The sequence below is a fragment of the Bacteroidales bacterium genome (genome assembly GCA_023229505.1).
Taxonomy (GTDB): Bacteria; Bacteroidota; Bacteroidia; order Bacteroidales; family JAGOPY01; genus JAGOPY01.
Map to the genome: position 1 here is coordinate 174,039 of JALNZD010000001.1, position 23,255 is coordinate 197,293.

16 protein-coding genes and 1 pseudogene are annotated in these 23,255 nt (G+C 43.0%); 16 read left to right on the forward strand and 1 reads right to left on the reverse strand.

Going from position 1 to position 23,255, the window contains the following annotated elements:
• Positions 1 to 25: 25 nt before the first annotated feature.
• Positions 26 to 2,080 (reverse strand): gliding motility-associated C-terminal domain-containing protein, encoded by a 2,055-nt coding sequence (locus M0Q51_00740; GenBank protein MCK9398506.1) that lies wholly within the window; start codon positions 2,078 to 2,080, stop codon positions 26 to 28.
• Between the two features lie 132 nt (positions 2,081 to 2,212).
• Between M0Q51_00740 and M0Q51_00745 the strand changes: the two genes are divergently transcribed.
• The 16 genes and pseudogenes from M0Q51_00745 (at position 2,213) to M0Q51_00820 (ending at position 23,172) form a co-directional block, all read left to right on the forward strand.
• Positions 2,213 to 3,490, forward strand: a complete 1,278-nt coding sequence (locus tag M0Q51_00745) for a serine hydroxymethyltransferase (GenBank protein MCK9398507.1) — start codon at positions 2,213 to 2,215, stop codon at positions 3,488 to 3,490.
• 12 nt (positions 3,491 to 3,502) lie between these two features.
• Positions 3,503 to 3,868, forward strand: a complete 366-nt coding sequence (locus tag M0Q51_00750; GenBank protein ID MCK9398508.1) for a carboxypeptidase-like regulatory domain-containing protein — start codon at positions 3,503 to 3,505, stop codon at positions 3,866 to 3,868.
• The gene (locus M0Q51_00755) at positions 3,869 to 4,945 is read left to right on the forward strand and encodes a TIGR04133 family radical SAM/SPASM protein (GenBank protein MCK9398509.1); all 1,077 of its coding nucleotides are present in this window, start codon (positions 3,869 to 3,871) and stop codon (positions 4,943 to 4,945) included.
• A gap of 97 nt (positions 4,946 to 5,042) precedes the next feature.
• Entirely contained in the window at positions 5,043 to 7,043 is a 2,001-nt protein-coding gene (locus M0Q51_00760; protein ID MCK9398510.1) for a T9SS type A sorting domain-containing protein, read from the forward strand.
• 138 nt (positions 7,044 to 7,181) lie between these two features.
• Positions 7,182 to 8,414: a hypothetical protein gene (locus M0Q51_00765; protein ID MCK9398511.1), complete on the forward strand. Its 1,233-nt coding sequence runs from the start codon at positions 7,182 to 7,184 to the stop codon at positions 8,412 to 8,414.
• Positions 8,415 to 8,416: 2 nt separating this feature from the next.
• Positions 8,417 to 9,328 (forward strand): S8 family serine peptidase, encoded by a 912-nt coding sequence (locus M0Q51_00770; GenBank protein MCK9398512.1) that lies wholly within the window; start codon positions 8,417 to 8,419, stop codon positions 9,326 to 9,328.
• A 10-nt stretch (positions 9,329 to 9,338) separates the two neighbouring features.
• Positions 9,339 to 11,363: a hypothetical protein gene (locus M0Q51_00775; protein ID MCK9398513.1), complete on the forward strand. Its 2,025-nt coding sequence runs from the start codon at positions 9,339 to 9,341 to the stop codon at positions 11,361 to 11,363.
• Positions 11,364 to 11,369: 6 nt separating this feature from the next.
• On the forward strand, positions 11,370 to 11,870 hold the full coding sequence (locus M0Q51_00780; GenBank protein MCK9398514.1) for a histidine phosphatase family protein: 501 nt from the start codon (positions 11,370 to 11,372) through the stop codon (positions 11,868 to 11,870).
• 114 nt (positions 11,871 to 11,984) lie between these two features.
• Positions 11,985 to 14,042, forward strand: a complete 2,058-nt coding sequence (gene ppk1 / locus M0Q51_00785) for a polyphosphate kinase 1 (protein ID MCK9398515.1) — start codon at positions 11,985 to 11,987, stop codon at positions 14,040 to 14,042.
• Between the two features lie 85 nt (positions 14,043 to 14,127).
• Positions 14,128 to 15,300 carry a molybdopterin molybdotransferase MoeA gene (locus M0Q51_00790; GenBank protein MCK9398516.1) on the forward strand — a complete coding sequence of 391 codons (1,173 nt, stop codon included), beginning with the start codon at positions 14,128 to 14,130 and terminating at the stop codon, positions 15,298 to 15,300.
• Entirely contained in the window at positions 15,284 to 16,084 is an 801-nt protein-coding gene (locus M0Q51_00795; protein MCK9398517.1) for a radical SAM protein, read from the forward strand. The genes M0Q51_00790 and M0Q51_00795 overlap by 17 nt, the downstream gene beginning before the upstream one ends.
• A 75-nt stretch (positions 16,085 to 16,159) precedes the next feature.
• Positions 16,160 to 16,612, forward strand: a complete 453-nt coding sequence (gene moaC / locus M0Q51_00800) for a cyclic pyranopterin monophosphate synthase MoaC (protein MCK9398518.1) — start codon at positions 16,160 to 16,162, stop codon at positions 16,610 to 16,612.
• A gap of 25 nt (positions 16,613 to 16,637) precedes the next feature.
• Positions 16,638 to 18,641 carry a tetratricopeptide repeat protein gene (locus M0Q51_00805; GenBank protein MCK9398519.1) on the forward strand — a complete coding sequence of 668 codons (2,004 nt, stop codon included), beginning with the start codon at positions 16,638 to 16,640 and terminating at the stop codon, positions 18,639 to 18,641.
• Between the two features lie 12 nt (positions 18,642 to 18,653).
• A complete protein-coding gene (locus M0Q51_00810) occupies positions 18,654 to 19,589 on the forward strand; it encodes a molybdopterin-binding protein (protein ID MCK9398520.1) in 936 nt (311 codons plus the stop codon).
• 112 nt (positions 19,590 to 19,701) lie between these two features.
• Positions 19,702 to 20,648: pseudogene (locus tag M0Q51_00815) on the forward strand (IS5 family transposase).
• 190 nt (positions 20,649 to 20,838) lie between these two features.
• On the forward strand, positions 20,839 to 23,172 hold the full coding sequence (locus M0Q51_00820) for a hypothetical protein (GenBank protein MCK9398521.1): 2,334 nt from the start codon (positions 20,839 to 20,841) through the stop codon (positions 23,170 to 23,172).
• Positions 23,173 to 23,255: the final 83 nt, after the last annotated feature.

A 23,255-nucleotide genomic window follows, 5' to 3' on the forward strand; every position in this document is an offset into this window, starting at 1 on the left:
GCTGTATAAGCCAACGTAAATATTCTCAATAAATTACAGCTATGTTTCCTTTTATTTGCCTGGGTTGATTAAGTGCATTGCGGAAACGTAACAAATAGACATAAACCCCCTGGGGTACGTATTCGCCATTGTAGGTGCCGTTCCATGCGTCATTGGGATCATTGGTCCGGTATATCAATTGCCCCCAGCGATTGTAAACGAGGAACTCATATCCTTCACTGCCAACGAACACAATAACAGGTTTGAGCGTATTGTTGAGTCCACGGGGCATGAAGGCATTAGGAAGGTAAACCTTTGGTTCCTGCTCCGACAATACCTCGTTTGAAAAGCTTTGCTCCTGGAAACCAAGCGGGTTAGCAGAGCCTTCATAAGCTTCGACGAGATAAGTGATCCTGCTGATGGTGCCTGTCAGGTCAGAAACATTATCGGAATAAGTCAGTGTGAGGGAGTCGACATCAGCCAACATGGTTAGCGAAGAATTATCGAGGCGGCGATAAACTTTATAGCCCAGTATGCGTCCGTACCATGATTCATAAGCATTCCAGCTCAAACGGTTGGTCAGGTCAGGTAAAGCTTCCGCTTGCAGGAAAATGGTCCGGGCTGTATTAGTGATAACCGATGCCATCCCGCAACTGTCGACCACTTCGACCTGGTAATAGTAGCTTTCAACCGTGACATCTGCTGCAGCGTCAGAAAAAGAAACAAATTCCTGCCCCTGGTTGAGGACTGTTCCGGTTTCAGTATAGGGTCCGCCGGCATTTGTGCTCCGGAGGATACGGTAAAATTGTACATGTGCCGCGGTATCGGTGTAAAACAGGATGTTCACCCGTTCATTATCTTCCACTGAAACAAATCGCGTATACATGAACAACGGACGAGGCGAATTGTAGGTGGTGACTTCCTTCCTGCAGGAGGTAGATGTTTTCAGGCCGTCCTGGTTAAAAGCCCTGATGTAATATGCATAAGTAGTGTTGGGCTGAAGATCAGCGTGGGTATAGCTTGTCTGGCCGGGATTTAGTGTCTCCAGCAACTGGAAAGGGCCGTTATTTTCACTCATGTAAATCCTGTAACCCTGAAGTGGTGGTTCGAAGTTCACATATTCGTTCCAGCTCAGGGTATTAGTCATCGTGCAGGGATCGTATGCGACATCCGCTAAAAAAATCGTACTGTGGGGCTTGTCCTGAAAAGTACTGGTGTCGAAAGGGAAAGGACTTTCGTTACCACAAGAGTCGATCGACAAAAGGATATAACGCAGCGGGCCTTCACAGGGATTGGAATCTTCGTGCCGGTAATAAGTAGCAGAACTCCCGTCAACATAATCGATCGAGTCGTTGGTTGTTGTGACCCTGAATATGGTATATCCCTGGATATCCGGTTCCAGTCCGGCCTCCCAGCCCACCACAGCTTTCCCGTCAGGGCCTATGCTGACTGAATCGATGACCGGTGGGTAACGATTGGATAAGTTTCTCAGCACCGCCCCATTTTGGTTTGAAAGTGAAATGCACCCGGTTTGAATGTCTCGTACCCCGATCCGGAAACGGACCGTATCACTATTACCGTTACAAGCCCAGAAATGATGGGTCAGGCTCAGATCCTGCGTGGAATCGACTACAGCCCAGGTCCCGGGCGGGTATTCCCGGTATAAAAGGTACCAGGGATGCATAGCTGCGAGCAAAGGGGTATGCAGCGGTGTCCAGTTAAAGTCGATGACCTCAAAATCAGTGGTGGTGCCTGTAAGTAGCATTGTCGCCAGGGTATCCGTTGGAAATGGGCCTGAATTTTTATTGATGATCAAATAGTAATATCCCGGTGTCGTATTGGCGTCTGCACCAACATGAAGATAACTAGCCTGTGTAATATTTGTAATCACGGTCAATTCAGTATAAAAACCTGACCGTACCAGTGAAAAATAAATAGTATAATTATAAAAACCCGTGCCGATCAGTACCGGGTTCCATTGAATCACCGCATCTCCGTTGGGCATCACTTCAGTGCACCTGAGCCTGACAGTTTGGCCTTGTGAGGTAATCTGAAAAAAAAACAGAATGATGATCAGTATCGATGCCAGCCTTTTATTCATAACCGTTTCGGTCGACAGCAAAATTACATAAATTTGAAGAGTTTATGATATGACCCTTCTTAATTCCCGTGAAATCATTAACTTTGCGGGAGTTTTTATACATCTGACACAATTATTTATATTAATTCGATTATGAAACGGGACAATCAGGTATTTCGTATTCTGGCAAAGGAAAAGAAAAGACAATTACACGGATTGGAATTGATTGCATCGGAGAATTTCGTCAGTGACCAGGTTTTAAAGGCCATGGGTTCGGTGATGACCAACAAATACGCCGAAGGCTACCCTGGTAAAAGATATTATGGCGGCTGCCAGTTTGTGGATGAGACTGAGCAACTGGCCATTGACCGGGCAAAGGAGCTTTTCAATTGTGAGTTTGCCAACGTTCAGCCCCATTCAGGAGCCCAGGCCAACATGGCTGTTTTTCTTGCTTTCCTGAAGCCGGGCGACAAGTTCATGGGGCTTGATCTGTCGCATGGGGGCCACCTGTCGCACGGATCGCCCGTCAACAGTTCGGGCATTCTTTATAAGCCATTCGCTTATGGCGTCAGCCAGGTTACCGGGACTGTAGATTACGACAAGATGGAAGAAACTGCCCTGCGGGAAATGCCGAAGATCATTATTGCCGGTGCCTCTGCATATTCGCGCGACTGGGACTATGTTCGGATGCGCAGCATAGCTGATAAGGTTGGCGCCCTGCTGATGGCCGACATTTCGCACCCCGCCGGCCTGATTGCACGAGGCCTCCTCAACGACCCGCTCCCCTACTGCCACGTGGTAACTACAACCACACATAAGACCCTCCGCGGGCCACGCGGCGGGATGATCCTGATGGGTAAGGATTTTGAAAATCCCTGGGGATGGGCTACACCCAAAGGTGAGATCAAAATGATGTCGCAACTCATCAACTCTGCCGTATTCCCCGGAATCCAGGGCGGCCCGCTCGAGCATGTCATCGCCTCTAAAGCGGTCGCTTTCGGCGAAGCTTTAACCGATGAATACTTCGAATACATCCTCCAGGTTAAGAAGAACGCCACCGTCATGGCGAAAGCTTTTGTCGACAAAGGCTATCACGTGATTTCCGGCGGTACCGATAATCACCTGATGCTGATCGACCTGCGTAATAAGTTTCCCGAACTGACCGGACGCCTGGCGGAAAACACCCTGGTGCGGGCCGATATCACCGTGAATAAAAATATGGTTCCATTCGACAGCCGTTCGCCTTTCCAGACCTCCGGCCTTCGCATCGGCACCCCGGCCGTTACTACCCGCGGCCTGAAAGAAAAGCACATGACCCTCATTGTCGACCTGATCGATGAAGTCCTTCAAAAGATCGAAGACGAGCAAACCATTATCAGCGTGAGGCAAAAAGTCAACCAGATGATGGAAAGTTATCCCCTGTTCTCTTAAAACTAAAATAGTATGAAAAGAAACATGATCCGTAAAGTATTAGGTGGATTAAGTTTCACCTCCGCACTTTTTATGTTTCAGGCATGCTACGGGACTCCACAGGATGTTGGAATTGATATACTGATTGAAGGCCAGGTGAAATCGGCGGCAACTGGAGACCCGATTAAGGGCATTAAGATCTCAATAGCTGATGGATCACAGTATCAATTTAGTGATGTCGATGGAAAGTTCTCTTTATACACAGACCCGTTTGAAAACAAAATGATGCATTTTGAAGACATCGATTCAATAGAAAATGGTTCATTTCTCAGCAAAGACACAGTTCTCACAAATATTAACGACTACGTGTATCTGAATATTGAATTGGAAGAAGAATAGATGTTCGATCATCTCAGAACCAAGGTAAGTCAGAACCTGTTTCTTAAGTTCAAACAACAGGAATCCAAAATACACGAAATCAGCTACTTATTTTGGGAGTGCACTTCAAGGTGCAACCTGAATTGCCTGCATTGTGGCAGTGACTGCTCCAAAGACAACCATCATGCCGATATGCCAATGGAAGATTTCTTTAAGGCAATTGATACAATAAAGCAGGCTCGCTATCCTGTCACAGTCGTACTAACCGGTGGAGAACCATTATTAAGGAAAGATATTGAAACCTGTGGCAAAGAATTGAGAAGAAGAGGCTTCAGGTGGAGTATGGTTTCAAATGCCTATTTGTACAATGAAAATAAACACAATTCATTGCTTAATGCGGTTATGGGTGCATTGACTTTCAGCCTTGACGGCATGGAAGAAAATCATAACTGGTTGCGAAATTCAAAGACGATTTTTAAAAAGGTAGATAAAGCAATTGATCTGGCAGTCAGTTCTTCAAGATTGAATTTTGACATTGTAACCTGCGTCAACCAGCGGAATTTGAATGAACTGCCGGATATTTACGATTACTTAATTCGAAAAGGGGTGAAAGCATGGCGGTTATTCACCATTGCCCCTATTGGAAGGGCTGTCACGAATAAAGAATTGATGCTCAAACCCGGCCAGTTAAAACTATTATTGGATTTTATCGCAGGCAAAAGATCGGAAAAAGTAATGGATATGAAATTCAGCTGCGAAGGCTATGTTGGTCATTATGAAAACCTGGTAAGGGATGGTTTTTTCTTTTGCAGGGCAGGGATAAATATTGGTTCTGTTTTAATTGACGGATCCATCTCTGCCTGCCCGAATATTGACAGAAGTTTTTCACAGGGGAATATTTATCATGATAATTTCTTTCATATATGGCAGACAGGATTTCAGGATTTTCGCAACAGGGATTGGGCAAAGAAGGGTCGATGCAAAAACTGCAAGGATTTTAAATATTGCCAGGGTAACGGGCTTCATTTTTGGCATGGGGATAAAGAGAATGTGCTGGTTTGTCACAAAGAACAATTGGACAGTTGGACAGTTGGATAGTTGGACAATTTAACAATTTGACAATTTGACAATCATTCAAATCCCTTATATGCTTAACTTTGTAAAATCTTTCACACTAAACTATAGTATTACTAAAATGAAACAGCTCTCAACCATCTTCATCGCGTCTCTTATTGCAATTTCTGCCAGTTATGGACAAAGTGTCATGACCGAAAAAGGATCAAAATCTTGTTCTGATAAGAAATCATCCGGATCATACAGCCTCCGGGAGATCAGCAGTCCGAATTCACCCAGGCATGCTTTTGACATTTTGAATTATACACTGAATTTTGACCTGTGGAATAATTTCCAGAGCCCTTACCCACAAACCTTCACGGCTACCGAAGTGATCACTTTTAAGGTAGATACTGCGCTGAATATGATTAAACTGAATGCGGTCAATACATCTCTTCTGATCCAGTCGGTAAGTCTTTCAGGCTCAACTTTCACCCATATTGATGATACGCTTGCCATTACCCTTGACCGGATTTTTAACGCCGGTGAAATCGTATATGTCGGTATTGCATACAGCCATAAAAATGTTGAAGATGGCGGCTTTCACGCCAGCGGTGGATTCGTTTTCACTGATAACGAGCCGGAAGGCGCCCGCAAATGGTTTCCCTGCTATGACAGGCCTTCCGATAAAGCAAAGGTGGACATCACAACAAAGGTCCCTTTTGATGTTCTGCTTGGCTCAAACGGCCGCCTGGCTGATTCTGTTACCGTAGCCGATACCACCTGGTTCCACTGGATCAGCCGCGACCCCGTTGCCACTTACCTTACGGTCATGTCAGCAAAGAAGAATTGGAACCTGGACATCGTATACTGGGATCGTCCCTCCACCCCTAACGAACCGATGCCAATCCGCTTTTATTACAACAACGGTGAGAACCCTTATGGCATGGAGCAACTGGTTCCCCAGATGGCATCCTATTTCTCGGATAACTACGGGGAGCATCCTTTTGAAAAAGACGGCTTTGCTGCGCTGAATAATGAATTTGCCTGGGGAGGCATGGAGAACCAGTCACTTACCAGCATTTGCCCTGGCTGCTGGTATGAAAGCCTCCTCTGCCATGAATTTGCACATCAATGGTTCGGCGACATGATCAGTCCCGGCACCTGGGCCGATATCTGGCTGAATGAAGGATTTGCCACCTGGTCGGAAGCGTTTTGGTATGAAAAGGACGGAGGTTATGACGCTTATATTAGCGAAATCCAATATGACGCCAGTTATTACCTGTCGGCAAACCCGGGATGGGCCGTTTATGTACCTGAATGGGCCATCAACACACCGGATAACAGCATCCTTTTTAATTATGCAATTACCTACTGTAAAGGCGCTTGTATGTTGCACCTGCTTAGGTATTCCCTGGGCGACGACCTGTTTTTCCCGGCACTTTATGATTATGCAACGGATACGGCAGATTTTAAATATAAAACCTCCATTACCGACGATTTCCAGGCTAAATTTGAAGCATCCACCGGGCAGGATCTTGACTGGTTCTTCGAATCCTGGGTGAAACAACCCAACCATCCCATTTACGAGAACGAATACAATATTAATGATAACAATGGAAGCGGAACCTGGAACCTGAATTTCCTGGCCAACCAGGTACAGACCAATACCGGTTTTTTCCCGATCCCGATAGAAATCTACGTTTATTTTGTCGGTGGAACGGATACCACAATCCGGGTGATGAACGATGTAAATCAACAGGTATTTAGCTTCACTTTCGACAAGCAACCGTCTAATGTGTTCTTCGATGTGCAGAATGAAATTGTGCTGAAAGAAGCTTCGCTGACGATCGGTATCAATGAGGAAAACATCGGCGAGCAGTCATTCAGTCTGCAACAGAACTATCCAAACCCGGTGACCGGTCAAACCACCTTCACATACTCTCTTCAGGAAGATGTACAAGTGTCGCTGGCACTCTTTGATATGAGCGGCAAGAAAGTGCTGAGCCTGGTCACTGGACACCAAAACCGTGGCACGCATGTCTTGACCGCCGATCTTTCAAAGCTCGGGACAGGAATTTATTTATGCCGCCTGAGCGCCCGCAACAACAGCACCACGAAGAGGATTGCAGTAGTGAGATAAACAGCAACTACCGGTTGGCAGTTATTGGTTATTGGTTACAGTCACACTTCACTTTTCACGCTTCACCTCTCACGTCTCATGAAACAAAAATGAGTTCTCAGTTGTTCAATAATATAGAATAGTCAAAAAATAATAACCATGTTTAATTCAGTAGCATTAGATGTAGTTATAGGCCTGGTATTAATTTACCTTCTGTATAGCCTGTTAGCAACGGTGCTTTCAGAACTGATAGCCACGATACTGGGCCTGAGGGCCCGGAACCTGAAAGAAGCAATCGACAGGATGCTTAACGATGAAAAGGAAACCGGCTTTTGGCGCAGGTTATGGGATTCCATAAAGTTAATGAAGAATCCGAAGAACAAAATAGTCGACGCTTTTTATAATCATCCGGAAATTAAGTACCTGGGAAGTTCCGGTATATTTAAAACGCCTTCCTCCATCAAAGCGGTTAGTTTTTCCAAAACTTTGATGAACTTAATGTTTGGCAACGATTCGGTTAACAGGGAAATAATTGAGAACAGGTTACAAGGAATTATAAAAAAAGCTGAAGGCACAAACAAAGAGGCAAAGGATATAATAAAATTAGATCCGGAAACTACATTTTATATTCAGAGTTTGTGGTATCAATCGCAAGGAGATATTGCGAAATTTAAAATACAATTGGAAGGGTGGTTCGACCGCACTATGGAGCAGACAACCGTTTGGTATAAGCGCAAAATACAAATTGTATTACTGGTACTGGGCTTTTTTCTTGCCTGGATTTTTTGTGCCGACACGTTTTCAGTGATTAATAAACTCGCTATTGATAAAGATGCCAGGGAGAAAATAGTCAGCATGGCAAATGCTTACGTTCAGAACAACAAAACGCTCATTGATAACATTGCCATTAAAGATACTTCTGAATTGAAGGAATACAGGCAAAAACTTGATTCATTGCTGGCAATAAAAAAACAATTGGATGCCGACATAGCCAATGCCGGCAGCATCCTCGGATCAGGCGCCTGGCTGCCGGATAATGTAAAAGTTATTACAGACCCGCAAACGAATAAAAAGACCTATTATCCTGCAATAGATGCCGCTTCCATTTTAAAGAAAAAAATACCTGATGAAAAAGGAAATCTGACATTTAACACACTGGAAAAATGGGGCTATTTTTTCAGATTGTTGTATCATCATTTTTTTGGGTTTTTCATCACTGCGATAGCCATATCTCTCGGTGCTCCTTTTTGGTTTGATTTGCTGAATAAAATGATGAAATTGAGGACTTCCAAAAAGGAAGGAACCGATAGCACGACCCAAACAACTGTGGCCAATACCCAGCCTATGACCGTAAACATTAACACTCGATCCGGTGAGGAGGCGGCAGGTTGATTATGCCATCAACAGAAAAACCACTGGTTATAAATATTTTAGATAATAAAGACTGGGGATTTATTGATTTTAAGATTGATGAACTTTGGAAGATATCCAGAGGAAAAGATATTAAAGTAGCAGTGCTTGATTCGGGATTGAATTATAATATGGATGACTTTAAAAATAACAAAAACATCTCTTATTATAATGCATTTATGGATTCTGAAAATAAAACTGATTGTCTTGATGATTCTTATGGACATGGAACTAATTGTGCCGGCATTTTATGTGCACAAGGCAAAGTTATTTCCGGTGTTGCTCCTGACATAAATTTACTTTCTGTAAAAATTACCAATGAAACAGGAGAAAGGACTTCAAAAGCAATTTTAAAAGGCCTGGAAAAAGCAATTGCGCTTAATTCGGATGTTATATCTTTAAGCTTTAGTATAGCTAAATTGGATGAAAATTTTAATGGTATTCATGATAAAATAAAAGAAGCTTATCAGAAGGATATTGTTGTTTTAGCTGCTGCCGGTGATAGTGGTGCATTGGATTTCCCGGTGGATAATTTTCCCGCATCATTTGTAGAATGTCTTTCAATAGGCGGAATTGACAGGACAAGGAAAAGAAGTAAATATTCAACCAAAAGTAATTTTCTTGATTTAATGGGACCAGGGGAGGATTTGATGTCGGTATTAAGTCCTGATATAAAAATAAACGGGACAAGTTTCTCTACACCCTTTGTTGCAGGTGTTATCGCTTTATTAAAGTCATTTGCAAAAAGTAAAAATCTTTCATTGACAAATATTGAAATATATGATATCCTTAAAAGGACTGCTGATATCAAGGTTGCGGATACCTATAACCTGGTCGATTACGGATGGGGGATCATGGATCCTGTTGCAGCTTTCAACTTATTATCTACGAAATAAAATTGTCAAAATGAAGAAATTATTAATATCCTGTATTTTGACCATCATTTCTATCGGAGCTTTTTCGCAAATAGCCTATTATGATGCTGTTGAATTATCAAAGTATATTGATCGTAATGCTAATCCTCCTGTTTTTAAAAATGATAATGCATCATTGACAAGCGTGTCTGAAATACTATTAAAGTATTGTCAAAATCTCCCTGACCCGACAAATTTTCATAATGTCATTAGTGCTATAACGACTGATAATCCCGCTAATAAAAATTACAATCCTATTCTGGCCCCTTATCTGGATATAGTGATCCCGGAAGGCGCTTCAAACATCTCTGTAAAATCCATGATATCCTCTGTAAGCAATCTCAATGTCACCGACTTTGCCGATGACCTTGCCAAATTCCTTGTAGAACGAAGTAAAGAAGAACTTAATGTAGCTTTCTTCCGAAAATTCCAGGAGTTTTTCATATCTTATCCTGAAGCGAAGATTATTTTCCCGACTACTTATGATTTCTTAAAAGAAATCTATTCCTACCAGTATGCCGCAATGCTTCCTGCCTTAAAAGCCGCTTTTCAAAAGGACTTGAACGCATTTACCACGAATCTTCTTAACCTTCGTGAAATTTCTGATTATGATGGTTATAATACTGATGAAAAAATCAGGCGAAGAGCTGATGAAATCACCGACCTCCTCAAAACACCGGGAGGAAGGTCTGTTATTGGCGCCCTCATTGTTGCCAATGGCATTGTTAAGGGTAACCATGCAGCAGATATTATAAGCAATCTTGCCGGCGATGACATCTGCAAAGCATTCCCCGATGATAACTTTTCCAATACAATCCAATTTGTTGATCTTGTATCGCACTCATTAAGAAGCAATGATGAAGGAAGGGTCTGGATTACCAAACAGCAGGCAAGCGCTTTGGTTAAAGATGATATCGCATTGAATATTTATCTTGGATTGATTTATGCAACAGATCAGAAAAACAGCCATCATATTAAATTTATGCTGGATAGCTCATCGGTTACTTTAAAAGCTTTTTTAACCGATTTAAATACAAAATGGCCGTCTGCAGAAGCATTAAGATTTAAAGAAAACTTCGCTGTAATGGCTGATGCTATGAGCGAAGTTGCAGATAATGCCAAAAATGTAATTGATGCAAAACAACAGGGCGATCAGGCTTCTATTATTGTTTATGCTGATTATGCATCTTCCATTTCCAGCTATTTAAAGCAGGCCGTCAACTTCCTTTCAAACAATGCCGGCATTAATCCTTCACTATCAAAGCTTGTTCCTGAAATGCTGAAATTCACAAATGTTATTGATGATGCAGCCAATGCCTGTTATGATTTAAAATCGCAGAATTATGGTGCATTAGTGCTGCATACTTCTGCCATACTTGCGGAATTATTAGAATCCGGTTATACATTTAAAGACGATTATATTAAATACGGAATCTTCATGGCGAATGTTGTCGAAGCAAATAATTCTGACGAGGTCAACGCTGCCATAGAAGCTGCTGTATTGCCTGTTGGAAGTTCTTCCATCAAAAGAGAAACGGATTTCAATATTTCTTTAAACGCATATATCGGCCCATATGGAGGGGCCGAATATCTGCCAAAGCTTAAAACAGATCAATGGGCGTTTACAACAGGAATTACAGCTCCTGTCGGAGTCGCGTTGAGCTGGGGAAATATAGGGAAAGGAAAAACTATTGGTCTTGAAAAGATAAAAGGCGGAAAAAGTTTTACCATTTTTATTCCGGTCATCGACGTTGGCTCATTGGCTAGTTTCAGACTGGGAAATGATAGCAGCAAAGTAGCATCTGATGTCAAGCTGGCAAATATTATTTCACCTGGTGTTTATTTTTATTATGGTTTTGGCAAGTGCCCTGTTTCAATTGGATTGGGAGGGCAGGTCGGCCCTCAGATAAGGGGAGTCACTGCAACTGATGTAAATGTTGATAAAAATTTCTATTTCAGGTTTGGGCTAAATATCGTTGTTGATATTCCATTTTTTAACCTTTATACAAAGAACTAAATACGAATGAAAACCATCTACATCGTCAGGCATGCTAAATCATCATGGAATATGATAGATATACCAGATGAACAACGACCGTTGCTGGAGAAAGGTAAGAAAAGGATCAAAAAGGTCATTGATTACCTGCATGAAAAACATATCAAGGTTGATTACATTATTTCCAGCCATGCCGTCAGGGCGCATGAAACGGCTAAAATCCTGGCACACGCTTTAAAATACCCTATCGAAAACATCAAGATCGATTCAAAGATTTATCATGGCAATGGTGACGATATCCTGAACCAATTCTATGATCTGCCCGACCGCTTCGACTCGGTGATGATCGTTGGCCATAACCCTTCATTGACAGATTTTGTAAATATTTTCCTGAAATCCCCTATCGACAACCTTCCAACTTCGGGAGTGGTCAGCTTTACTTTTGATACGGACAAATGGGAGAAAGTGGCTAATGCTGGCCGGAAAACGAATTTCATTCTCTTTCCTAAAGAATTGCCGGGAAAATAAGAATAAGCCCGGGTGGTTCGATGGAAGAATTCCTATCCACCCAACTGCAACTTGATTAACTTTGCAATTCAAAACCAAAGCCCTCCATTCGGGCTGAAAAATGTCTGTGTTTTTATGGATGAATCCGATCAATATTATTTTAACCGCGAGATCAGCTGGCTTCATTTCAATGAACGGGTGCTGCAGGAAGCCATGGACACGGCGACACCACTTCTTGAGCAGGTTAAATTTCTTGGTATTTATTCCAACAACCGCGACGAATTTTTCCGTGTGAGAGTGGCAACGCTTAAGCGGATGATCAAACTGCAGGAAAATGAGCCTGTACCCGATCCCAAATATAAAAATATCCTGGATCAGGTACTGGAGATTGTTTCCAGCCAGGAAAAACTGTTTACCAGGGCCTACACAAAAGTCACGAAAGAACTGGCCAGAAATAACATTCATCTGATCGACGAAACCCAGCTTACACCCATACAGGGAGCGTTTGTCATGCAATTTTACCGCGATAAGGTCAGGCCGAATCTTTTCCCACTTATGCTCAATGGCGGCAGGAGTTCTTTTTCCCTGCAAGACGCTTCCATCTACCTCACGATCAGGTTGAGGAAATCGTTTGATCCTGAAGCCAAGGAAATTGCCCTGATCCAGGTACCGACCGATGTGACAGGGCGCTTCATTTCATTGCCCGATGATGGAAGTAAATGTTTCATAATCCTGATGGATGATGTCATCCGCTATTGCCTGCAAGATATATTTTCACCTTTCGGTTACGACCGGTTTGATACCTATACGATCAAATTCACCCGTGACGCTGAACTGGAAATCGACAATGATGTTTCCAAGAGTTTCCTTGAGCTGTTGAGTGAAAGTGTCAAGAAACGAAAATTAGGAGAAGCGGTTAGATTCGTTTACGATAATTCCATGCCGGATGACCTGCTGAAATTGCTGACCAAGAAGCTCAATATTTCGAAGAAGGATACTATGCGTGGCGGTGGAAGGTATCATAATTTTAAAGATTTCATGGAATTTCCCAAGGTCGGGCATGACAAACTGCGGTATCCTCCGGCTCCTCCCCTTCCCCACAGGGATCTCCGTGAACATCACAGCATGTTTGAAGCGATCAGGAAAAAAGATGTCCTGCTGAATTTCCCTTACCAGTCGTTCCAGTATATCATCGACCTGTTGAGGGAAGCATCCATCGATTCGCAGGTGAGGTCTATCAAGATGGTCTTTTACCGGACTACGCGCAATTCCGCCGCGATGAATGCCCTCATTAACGCTGCCCGCAACGGGAAATACGTGACGGTTTTCATGGAAATCCAGGCCCGTTTCGATGAAGAGGCGAATATTTACTGGACCCAACGTTTGCAGGAGGAAGGGGTCAAGGTTATCCAGACTATTCCCGGTTATAAAGTCCATGCCAAACTGATCCTGATCCGCCGCCATGAAAATGGCTCCAACCAGCTTTATGCCAATGTCAGCACCGGGAATTACAACGAAACTACGGCAAAGGTCTTTTCCGATTTCAGCCTGCTTACCTGCGACGAACGGATATGTTGCGATGTATACAATATTTTCGAGCTGCTTGAAAGCAAGTTCATCCTGCCGACATTCGAGACATTGATCGTATCACCCTTCCAGGTGCGGGAATTCTTCATGGGGTTGCTTGACAGGGAGATTCAAAATGCCAGTGAAGGCAAGGATGCCTGGGCCATAATCAAACTGAACAGCATAGTCGACCGGAAAATAGCGGCCAGGCTTTATGAAGCCAGCCAGGCAGGGGTTCACATCGACCTGATCAACCGGGGGATTTGCGTGATCAAGCCGGGAGTGCCTGGCATCAGCGAAAACATCCACGCTTTTTCCATCGTTGATAAATTCCTCGAACATTCGCGGGTTTACGTTTTCTGCAATGGTGGTGATCCGCGCTATTTCACCTCTTCGGCCGACTGGATGCCCCGCAACTTCGATCATCGCATTGAAGTCGTCTGCCCCATTTTCGATAAAGATATTCAGCAGGAGTTATGGGATGTTCTTCACATTCAGATGCGCGACAATGTCAAATCACGATACCTGGGCTCTGATAACCTCAACCAGTACCGCAAGACCCAGGATAGCGTGACCCACCGGGCGCAGTTTGAGATTTACGATTACTACAAGGAGCGTGGATTTTAGGGCTTAGGGCCTATCTAAGGAGAATTTAAATGCCCCAGGCTTTGGGATTATATTCCTACTTTTACACATCAAATTTCAAAGATTCATGATCAGTTACGAAGAGGCGTTACAAATCGTATTAATTCATACGTACCCAACTGGAAATGAAACAGTTTCATTACAGGAATTAACCGGAAGGGTGCTTGCTGAAGATGTGTTTTCGGACATAAATATGCCTCCTTTTAACCGCTCGGCCGTGGACGGTTATGCTTGCCGGAAAACTGACATCCGCCAGCCGCTTGAAGTAGTTGAAACGGTAAGGGCCGGAGTGTTTCCCACGAAAAAGATCCACTCCGGGCAATGCACGCGCATCATGACAGGCGCCCCAGTCCCAAAAGGAGCAGATTGCGTGTTTATGGAGGAGGAAAGTGCTGAAATTACACCAGACAAAGTCAGATTTACCGGGGAAAAGACCAAGATCAACATTTCACCCTTCGCGGAAGATATCAGGGAAGGCGAACGCGTCCTTGCATCCGGAACCCTCATAAGCCCCCAGCACATCGCCATTATGGCAGCCGTGGGATATGTAAATCCAAAAGTTGCCATCAGGCCAAAAGTGGCAGTGATCGCAACAGGCGACGAGATCGTGGAACCCCATCTGAAACCGGGAATCTCCCAGATCAGGAACAGCAATGGTTACCAATTGACGGCACAAGCCGGTAAAGCAGGGGCTATCCCGGCTTACCTGGGCATTGCATCCGATAGTGAAGAGGACACTTTCCGGATGATAACTGAAGCTTTAGCGCAGTCTGACGTTGTCCTGATCACCGGTGGTGTTTCCATGGGAACCTTTGATTTTGTTCCGGAAATCTTCGAAAAAGCAGGGATTGATATCCTTTTCAGTACCATCGCCCTTCAACCCGGGAAACCGACCATTTTCGGGACAATAGGCGATAAGAGGGTCTTCGGCCTCCCGGGAAACCCTGTTTCCTGCTTTACAATCTTTGAAATCCTGGTCAAACCAATGCTTTGGAAGATGATGGGCGTGCGGGAACCTGTCCGGAGTCTTCGCCTCCCCCTGGGCCTGGATTATCAACGCAAAAGGTCTGACCGGATGCAATGGCTCCCGGTGCAAATCCGGGATGGCCGGGTATATCCTCTTGAATACCACGGTTCAGCCCATATTTTTGCCCTGGCCACTGCACACGCCATTGCTGCCATCCCCCTCGGTATCACGAAACTGTCTGTAGGAGACCTGATCGATGTACGACCGGTTTGACCGCTATATAGACTACCTGCGGATCTCGGTGACCGACCGTTGCAACCTGCGATGCATGTATTGCATGCCGGCAGAAGGGATACAGTTGCTGAAACATGAGGACATTCTCAGTTTTGATGAAATAACTGAAGTTGCCCGTATCGCTGTGGAAATGGGTGTCCGGAAAATCCGGCTGACGGGCGGTGAGCCATTGGTGCGCCGTGGCATCACCGACCTGGTGAAGATGATCGCCGGGATCGAAGGGATTGAGGACCTTTCGATGACAACCAACGGGATCTTACTGGATAAATTTGCCATCCCTCTCAAAGAAGCCGGTCTGCACCGGATCAACGTCAGTCTCGATACGCTCGACCCGGTCAGATATCAGCATATCACCCGTGGCGGATCATTGGAAAATGTGCTTGAAGGATTAAGGAAAGCAAGTGAAGCAGACCTTACCCCGATCAAGATCAATTGCGTAGTCGGGGAACTGACAGATGAAGAAGATGCCATTCAGATGAAACGATTTGCGGAAGAAAATAATTACCAGGTGAGGTTCATTCGTCAAATGGACCTGGCAGTAGGAGAATTCTATGTTGTTGAAGGAGGAGATGGGGGCAACTGCCGCTTATGCAACCGGCTGCGCCTGACTTCCAACGGGATGGTCAAACCCTGTCTTTTCAATGCAACGGGATTCAATGTCAGGGAACTTGGTGCAAGGGAAGCGATTCTTAAGGCCGTGGACAACAAACCCAGGTGCGGAACGTTTAACCGGGAAGAGGAGTTTTACAGGATCGGGGGATGAGAACAGTTCTCAGTTCCCAGTTCCCTGTCAACAGTCTGAAATTTGAAATTTGAAACTTGAAACCAGAAACTTAAGATGAACGAACTATCCCATGTTGATGAAGGTGGCAAAGCGCGAATGGTCGATGTCAGCCACAAAAAAGATCAGCTCAGGATTGCAAAAGCCTCAGGTCATATCCGGATGGACCCCGGAACGATCAGGCTCATCAGGGAAAACCAGGTCAAGAAAGGGGATGTGCTCACTGTTGCCCAGATTGCAGGGATACAGGCAGGGAAGAAGACCAGCGAACTGATTCCGCTCTGCCATCCGCTTCCCATCACAAAAATTGAGGTTCTGACCGATCTGCAGGAGAATGGGGTGACGGTCACGGCCGAAGCCCGCTGCGTTGGCCAGACCGGCGTGGAAATGGAAGCGCTCACCGCGGTTTCAGTAGCTTTGCTGACCATTTATGACATGTGTAAAGCGGTGGATAAAGGGATGGTGATAAGTGAAGTCAAGCTGATGGAAAAGAGCAAGACAGACATTTAGGAAATTGAAAGTTGAAAGTTGAAAATTGAAAATTCAAAAGCCACCCTTACCGATGCGCTGGATGCTCCTTCTTCTCCTCTTCTCCTCTTCCCTGAGCCTATTTTCCCAGGTAAACACAGAGTATTTCATGACCGTGGGGCGGAATGAGCTGTCCAAGGGCAATTACGCGGATGCAATCAATAAATTCAATACCGTCGTCCGTTTTGATAAAGATAATTTTGAAGCCTATTTTCTGAGGGGAATTGCTAAATACAACCTCGGCGATTTCATAGGTGCGGAAAATGATTTCTCTCGTACCCTCGAACTGCATCCCCTGTTTGTCGTCGCCTGGCATTACAGGGGATTGGTCAGGGATAACCTGCAGGATTATTATAAAGCATTGCAGGACCTCGACCGGGCCATTTCACTTGAGCCTTATGATCCTGACCTGCTCATCAGCCGGGGGACAGTTAAGATTCACATGGGCAGTTACTTATGGTCGCTCATTGACCTGGATTCGGCCATAAGGATCGACCCTAAAAAACCGCTGGCATATATGAACCGTGCAGTGGCAAGGACTTCCCTTAAAGATTACGATGGCGCACTCAAGGACTGTAACAAGGCCATACAACTGGATCCTTACGATGACGGAGCTTATCTCCGACGCGGGGTAATCCGGTATGATACAAAAGATTTTACCGGTGCGGTTGAAGATTTTCAATACGCCATCAAACTTAATCCTGATAATCCCTATACCTGGTTTAACCGGGCCATGTCCCGTTATCACAGCAGCGATACACTCGGCGCAATGGAGGATTATTCACGGGTCATTGAACTGGATCCTTACAATGCATTGTCGTTTTATAACAGAGCCCTTCTAAAATCCCAGCTTAACGACCTGTATGGTGCCCTCGATGATTATAACAAAGTTTTATTGCTGAATCCGGATAACATCTACACTTACTATAACAGGGCTATAATTTTTCACATGTTGGAGGATTACCGGGCGGCGATTGCTGACTATACCAGGTCCATCGAACTTTTTCCGGATTTCGCCGGCGCTTACCTGAACAGGTCGGAAGCTAAGAAGTCGCTCAAAGATGAAAAGGGCGCCTATAAAGATTACCAGAAAGCCATTGAAATCATTGATGCAGTGAAGACATACGGATATGACAGCCTGACCGTCAAGCAATTTGCCGATTCGGCCTATTTTAACAAGATCATGGAATTTGAGGCAGATTTTGTGGCTGTGAAACTGGATAATGTTACTCCGGATAAGTCTGTCGACCTCGAGCTGGCTTTCATGGTGCAATTTGCGCTGGAAGACCAGATGATCTTCGACCAAAGCCGGACAGGTTACGCTTTCCATGAACTTAAAGAATTGAATGAAAAAAATACCGGCGGAGTACAGTTTGTTATTTCCAATGACCATGTTGAACTGGGCCTGGAACAGGCATACCAGCGGTTGATACTTACCGACAGCATGCTGAGCCACGATCCTTCTTCCGCGCAGGCATACTTCTTAAAAGGGGTCATTAACAGCATGGTTCAGAATTACAATACAGCCCTGCAGGACTATGAAAAGTCGCTCCAGCTGGACACGGAACAGCCGCTTGCCTATTTAAACCGTGGTTATGTTTTGTTCGAAATGGCGGAAAGGGAATTTGTGGGGAACAAATTCTCCGGTCCGGTTACCATTACCTGGGAAGGGGCCGAAAAGGAAACGCAGAAAGATGTCCCTCTTTCACCCGACTACCAGCTGGCTATGCTGGATTATGACAAAGTAGTTAAAATGCAACCTGAAAATGCTTTCGGATATTTTAACCGGGCTAATGTGAAGGTCCGGTTGAAGGATTATTCCGGTGCCATCCAGGATTTCAGCAGGGCTATTGAAAGGGAGCCAGGGCTTGCTGAAGCTTACTTTAACCGGGCGCTGACCCTCATTTTCCTGAATGATACCCGTTCGGCCTGCCGGGACCTCAGCCAGGCCGGGGAACTGGGCCTGGAGCAGGCCTACAGGGTCATCAAACAGTATTGTAATACACCATAATGCTTTGATATTATGTCAAAAGAAATTAAAGTCTTATCCGTCAATATCTCCGAAAAAAAAGGGACCATCAAACAACCGGTTGATTTCATCGAACTGGACGAACTGGGCGTAAAACAGGATGCCCATGCCGGCAATTGGCACCGGCAGGTCAGCCTGCTGGCCAAAGAGAGTGTCGATAAATTCTCTTCCGCTGCCGGCAGGGAAATCCGCTTTGGTGAATTCGCTGAAAATATCACGACAGACGGCATCATCCTCTATGAAACACATCCGTTCGACAGGTTCATTATCGGTGAAGCAGAGCTTGAAGTGACGCAGATCGGCAAGGAATGCCATGGTGATAATTGTGCTATCTACCGTGAAGTTGGCAATTGTATCATGCCAAAAGAAGGGATTTTCTGCCGGGTACTCCGGCCGGGGAAAGTTAAAGCGGGTGATACGATCACCTTCACCCCGAGGATTTACAGGCTAATGGTAATCACGCTAAGTGACCGGGCCAGCCAGGGAATTTATGAAGATAAAAGCGGCCCCCGGGTTATAGCCCTCATGGAAGATTTTTTCAAAAAACTCAATTGGCAAAGCCAAATCAAACATCATATTATTCCCGACGATGATAAAAGTCTGCAAAACCTTCTGAAAGATGCTATTGCCGGTCAGTTTGATTTTGTTATCACTACCGGTGGAACCGGTATCGGGCCAAGAGATATCACCCCGGAGGTGGTGCGATCAGTAATAGAAAAAGAAATTCCGGGAATCATGGAGATGATCAGGATGAAGTACGGCCAGGAGAAACCCAATGCGCTGCTAAGCCGCAGCATGGCCGGAGTTGCCGGGAAGACTATCATCTATGTTTTGCCGGGCAGTGTAAAAGCCGTGAACGAATACATGGCAGAGATAACCAAGACGATAAAGCATACACTGTATATGCTGCATGGACTGGATGCGCATTGATTCCAGGTTCCAACCTCAATTTCACATCAACTAAAGGGGAGTTCTATAAATTAAATCATTGTTATTCAAATAATTATGTGTATATTTGCCAATAATTTAATACGAAAACACGATGTCATCACAAGTGTATAAAACAAAGGGCGAAAAAGGATTATTTGACGAGCAATATACCATTGAACGTTTGTCGGCAATTGGCAATCCTTTAGAGAAGATAAGCAATGTTATTGATTTTGAGGCTTTTCGCAGCACATTAGAATCAAAACTGTTAAATACAGAAAAGAAAAACAATGCAGGAGCAAAACCATTTGATGTAGTGATGATGTTTAAAATCTTGATATTACAACGCTATTATGGACTTGGAGATACACAGGTTGAATATCAGATAAACGATAGATTAAGTTTTAAAAAGTTTTTGGGATTGCAGTCTGGCGATAAAGTTCCTGATGAAAAAACCGTTTGGGCATTTAGAGAAAACCTAACAAATAGTGGAGTTGTAGAATTATTGTTCAGTCAGTTTATACAATATTTAGATGATAAAAACCTGATATTCAATATAAAAAAAGGCACAAAGATATTGATGCCCGATGGACAAAGAAAAATGGCGAGAAATATTACGGGCATAAAAATCATGCAAAAGCAGATTCCAAAAGCAAATTCATCAACACGTATGTAGTTACAGATGCTTCGGTGCATGACTCACAGGCTTTAGATGGTTTGCTGGAAAAAAGCGACAAAGGGCAACCATTATATGCAGACAGTGCTTATACTGGCGAAAAGCAGAAGAAAGCAATTAAAAAGCATAAACTTAAAAATAAAGCTCACGAAAAAGGATATAGAGGCAAACCATTGACTGATAAGCAAAAAGCGAAAAACAAGATAAAATTTAAAACAAGAGCAAGAGTAGAACACGTATTCGGCTTTATGGAGCAGAGCATGAACGGATTGGTTGTGAAATCTGTAGGAATAGTAAGAGCAACTGGTATAATCGGGCTGATAAATCTCACATACAATCTCTTTAGATTTGAACAAGTCCAAAGACTGAATTTATGTAAGGTGTAATATCCTGTTAGTTAGTTAGTTAGTTAGTTAATTAGTTAGTTGTGAGAAAAATAGAAGAGAACTTGGATTTTTTGAACATAAATTGAAAATTAGTTGTAATATTACTTTACTTTTTCAGCACAGATTTAAATGGGTTCTATTTTGTGTCTGAAAAAAGTCTAAAAATGAATTTTTAGAACCCACCTATAATATGAAAGCATACTCTATGAACATTAAAAATGAAAAATTTCTATTCAGTGTTGTTTTAATAGGAGTGTCCATAAATCTATTTTTACATAAAACTTCATTTTCCCAAGAAGGAGGTGAAGTCTGGTATAATGTCGTTTCAGTTCCTCCCTCACCTAATGCGGCTGCTTTGGGTAAATATGGTGAAATTCCGGTAGATAAATCAACAGGGATACCGAATATTTCTATTCCTATTCTTGATTTAAGTGAAGGAGGAATTGATGTTTCAGTTTCACTTAGTTATCATGCTGGGGGAATAAGGGTTCAGGATGAAGCTACATGGGTAGGATTAGGCTGGTCTTTAAATGCCGGAGGAGTCATTACAAGAACGATGAGAGGATTGCCGGATGACCACTATAATGGGTTTCTTGAAAATGCCGAGAAAGTCCCTTCGTCTGGCATGATTTATAATGAACTTTCAACACCTGGAATAGCGACAACTGCATATAATCGAGTTAATGAAATTGCAAAAGGCTATTTAGATTATGAACCGGATCTCTTTTATTATAATTACGGAAAAGGAAGCGGCTCATTCATGTTCGGGAATCACAACCAACCAATCAATATACCCTTTGATGATGTAATAATTGAACCGCTTTATGACTCGGGCATTTTGTCAGGCTTTATATTAACTGCTCCTGATGGTATTGTGTATATTTTTGGAAATGGGACAGATTATACAGAAACAACGCATGTTGAAATTGAGGGACCAAATCCGCAGGATTATATCTCAAGTTGGTATCTTCACCAAATAATTAATCCTTTGAAAAATACCGATATATATTTTGACTATGAATCCCAACCGTATTCTCAAGGCATTAATTATTCTGCAACTAGAATGTACGAACACGATGGATTTAATTATATCCCTCATTCTCCAGATATAAATCCATGTAATACTGATATAGACGCAAAATATTTAAAGTTGATAGGTTTTAAAAATGGCGTAATCACATTTAATTCAAGTGATTCCGAGGATGGAGGCAGAAAATTGGATTCTATCATGTTTGTTACGCCAATAAGTGGTACACGAAAATTCAAATTTAATTATGACTATTTTAAGGTAGATTATAATAGTACTTTAAGGGAAGAGTTACGTTTACGATTATTATCCTTCATCGAGACATACCCGTACTTAGAAAGAAATTTATCTTTAAAGAATGATAAAAAATATTCTTTTGATTACTCCCCAATCAACCTTCCACCTAAAACATCAAATGCTATTGATTATTGGGGCTTTTTCAATGGTGTTACCCTAAACGTTAATACAATACCAAAAGTACTTTATGGTGGTTTACTTCTTGGGGATGCTGATAGAGAACCCGATACGACTTATTCTTGTGCTGGAGTTTTGACAAAAATTAATTACCCTACAGGTGGTTCATCAGAGTTCAAATATGAGAATAATGCCTATGGTAGATTACCGACAGTAGAAGAAATCACAAGTCCAGGAGGATTTGAATTTTTTATCGTGAAAGGGATAGAGGAGCATACAGAGATTTGCGAAACAGAGCCCTTACATTTCGATACTAATTATAATTATATAAATTTCGTATTACATGCTGAAATTTCTATAAATGGTACTTATGACCCAACACACCATAAAGGTAAAGTTCAAATTCTTTGGGATAATGGTGAAGTTCTTTTTACAGCCGATCTGATCAAAGATAATCCAATAGTAGTCCCTTTGGAAAATATTGATCTGACAGATATGTGTGTATTGAAATTATGTGCAAATGGGAGCGTTACAACAGCAACTGCTTGGATAACATACGAAAAATACGATCCTGATGAATTACAAATTAAAAGGGAATATCTTGCAGGTGGTTTGAGGATTAAGGAAATTAAGAATTATGATCATGTTACAAATAAATCAACTTATAAAACCTTTGATTATGACAAGTCCGGCTATTTAAATACAAGTTTTCCTTCGTATTATACTCTTACTACTAAGAGATGGGCAGAGCCACCTTGTCTTCTGTGGTACGATCGCTCCATAATAATGGTATATTCTAGCCCTATTGGGGGCTTAGGAAATTCATCAAATAGTGTCTCTTATGAAAAAGTAATTGAGTATAATGGGACCACTCAGGTCAATAATGGCAAATTAGTCTCAACATTTCTTAAATATGAAGATGATCCTACTGGAGGAATGCCCTATCTCCCTCATTTAAGCTACCAGTATCTAAGATCAAAAGTTCTACGTGAAGAATACTTTAATTTTCAAGCAGAAAATAATTATGGACTGATTAAACTTTACTACTCCCCATTCTTTAGACCACGATTTTGCTTTTCTTAATTGAATTTATTAACTCTATTTGTATTGATATTGCTGTTAATTTCGGGAAATAACTCGAAGAGTTATTCTCGATATTAACAGCT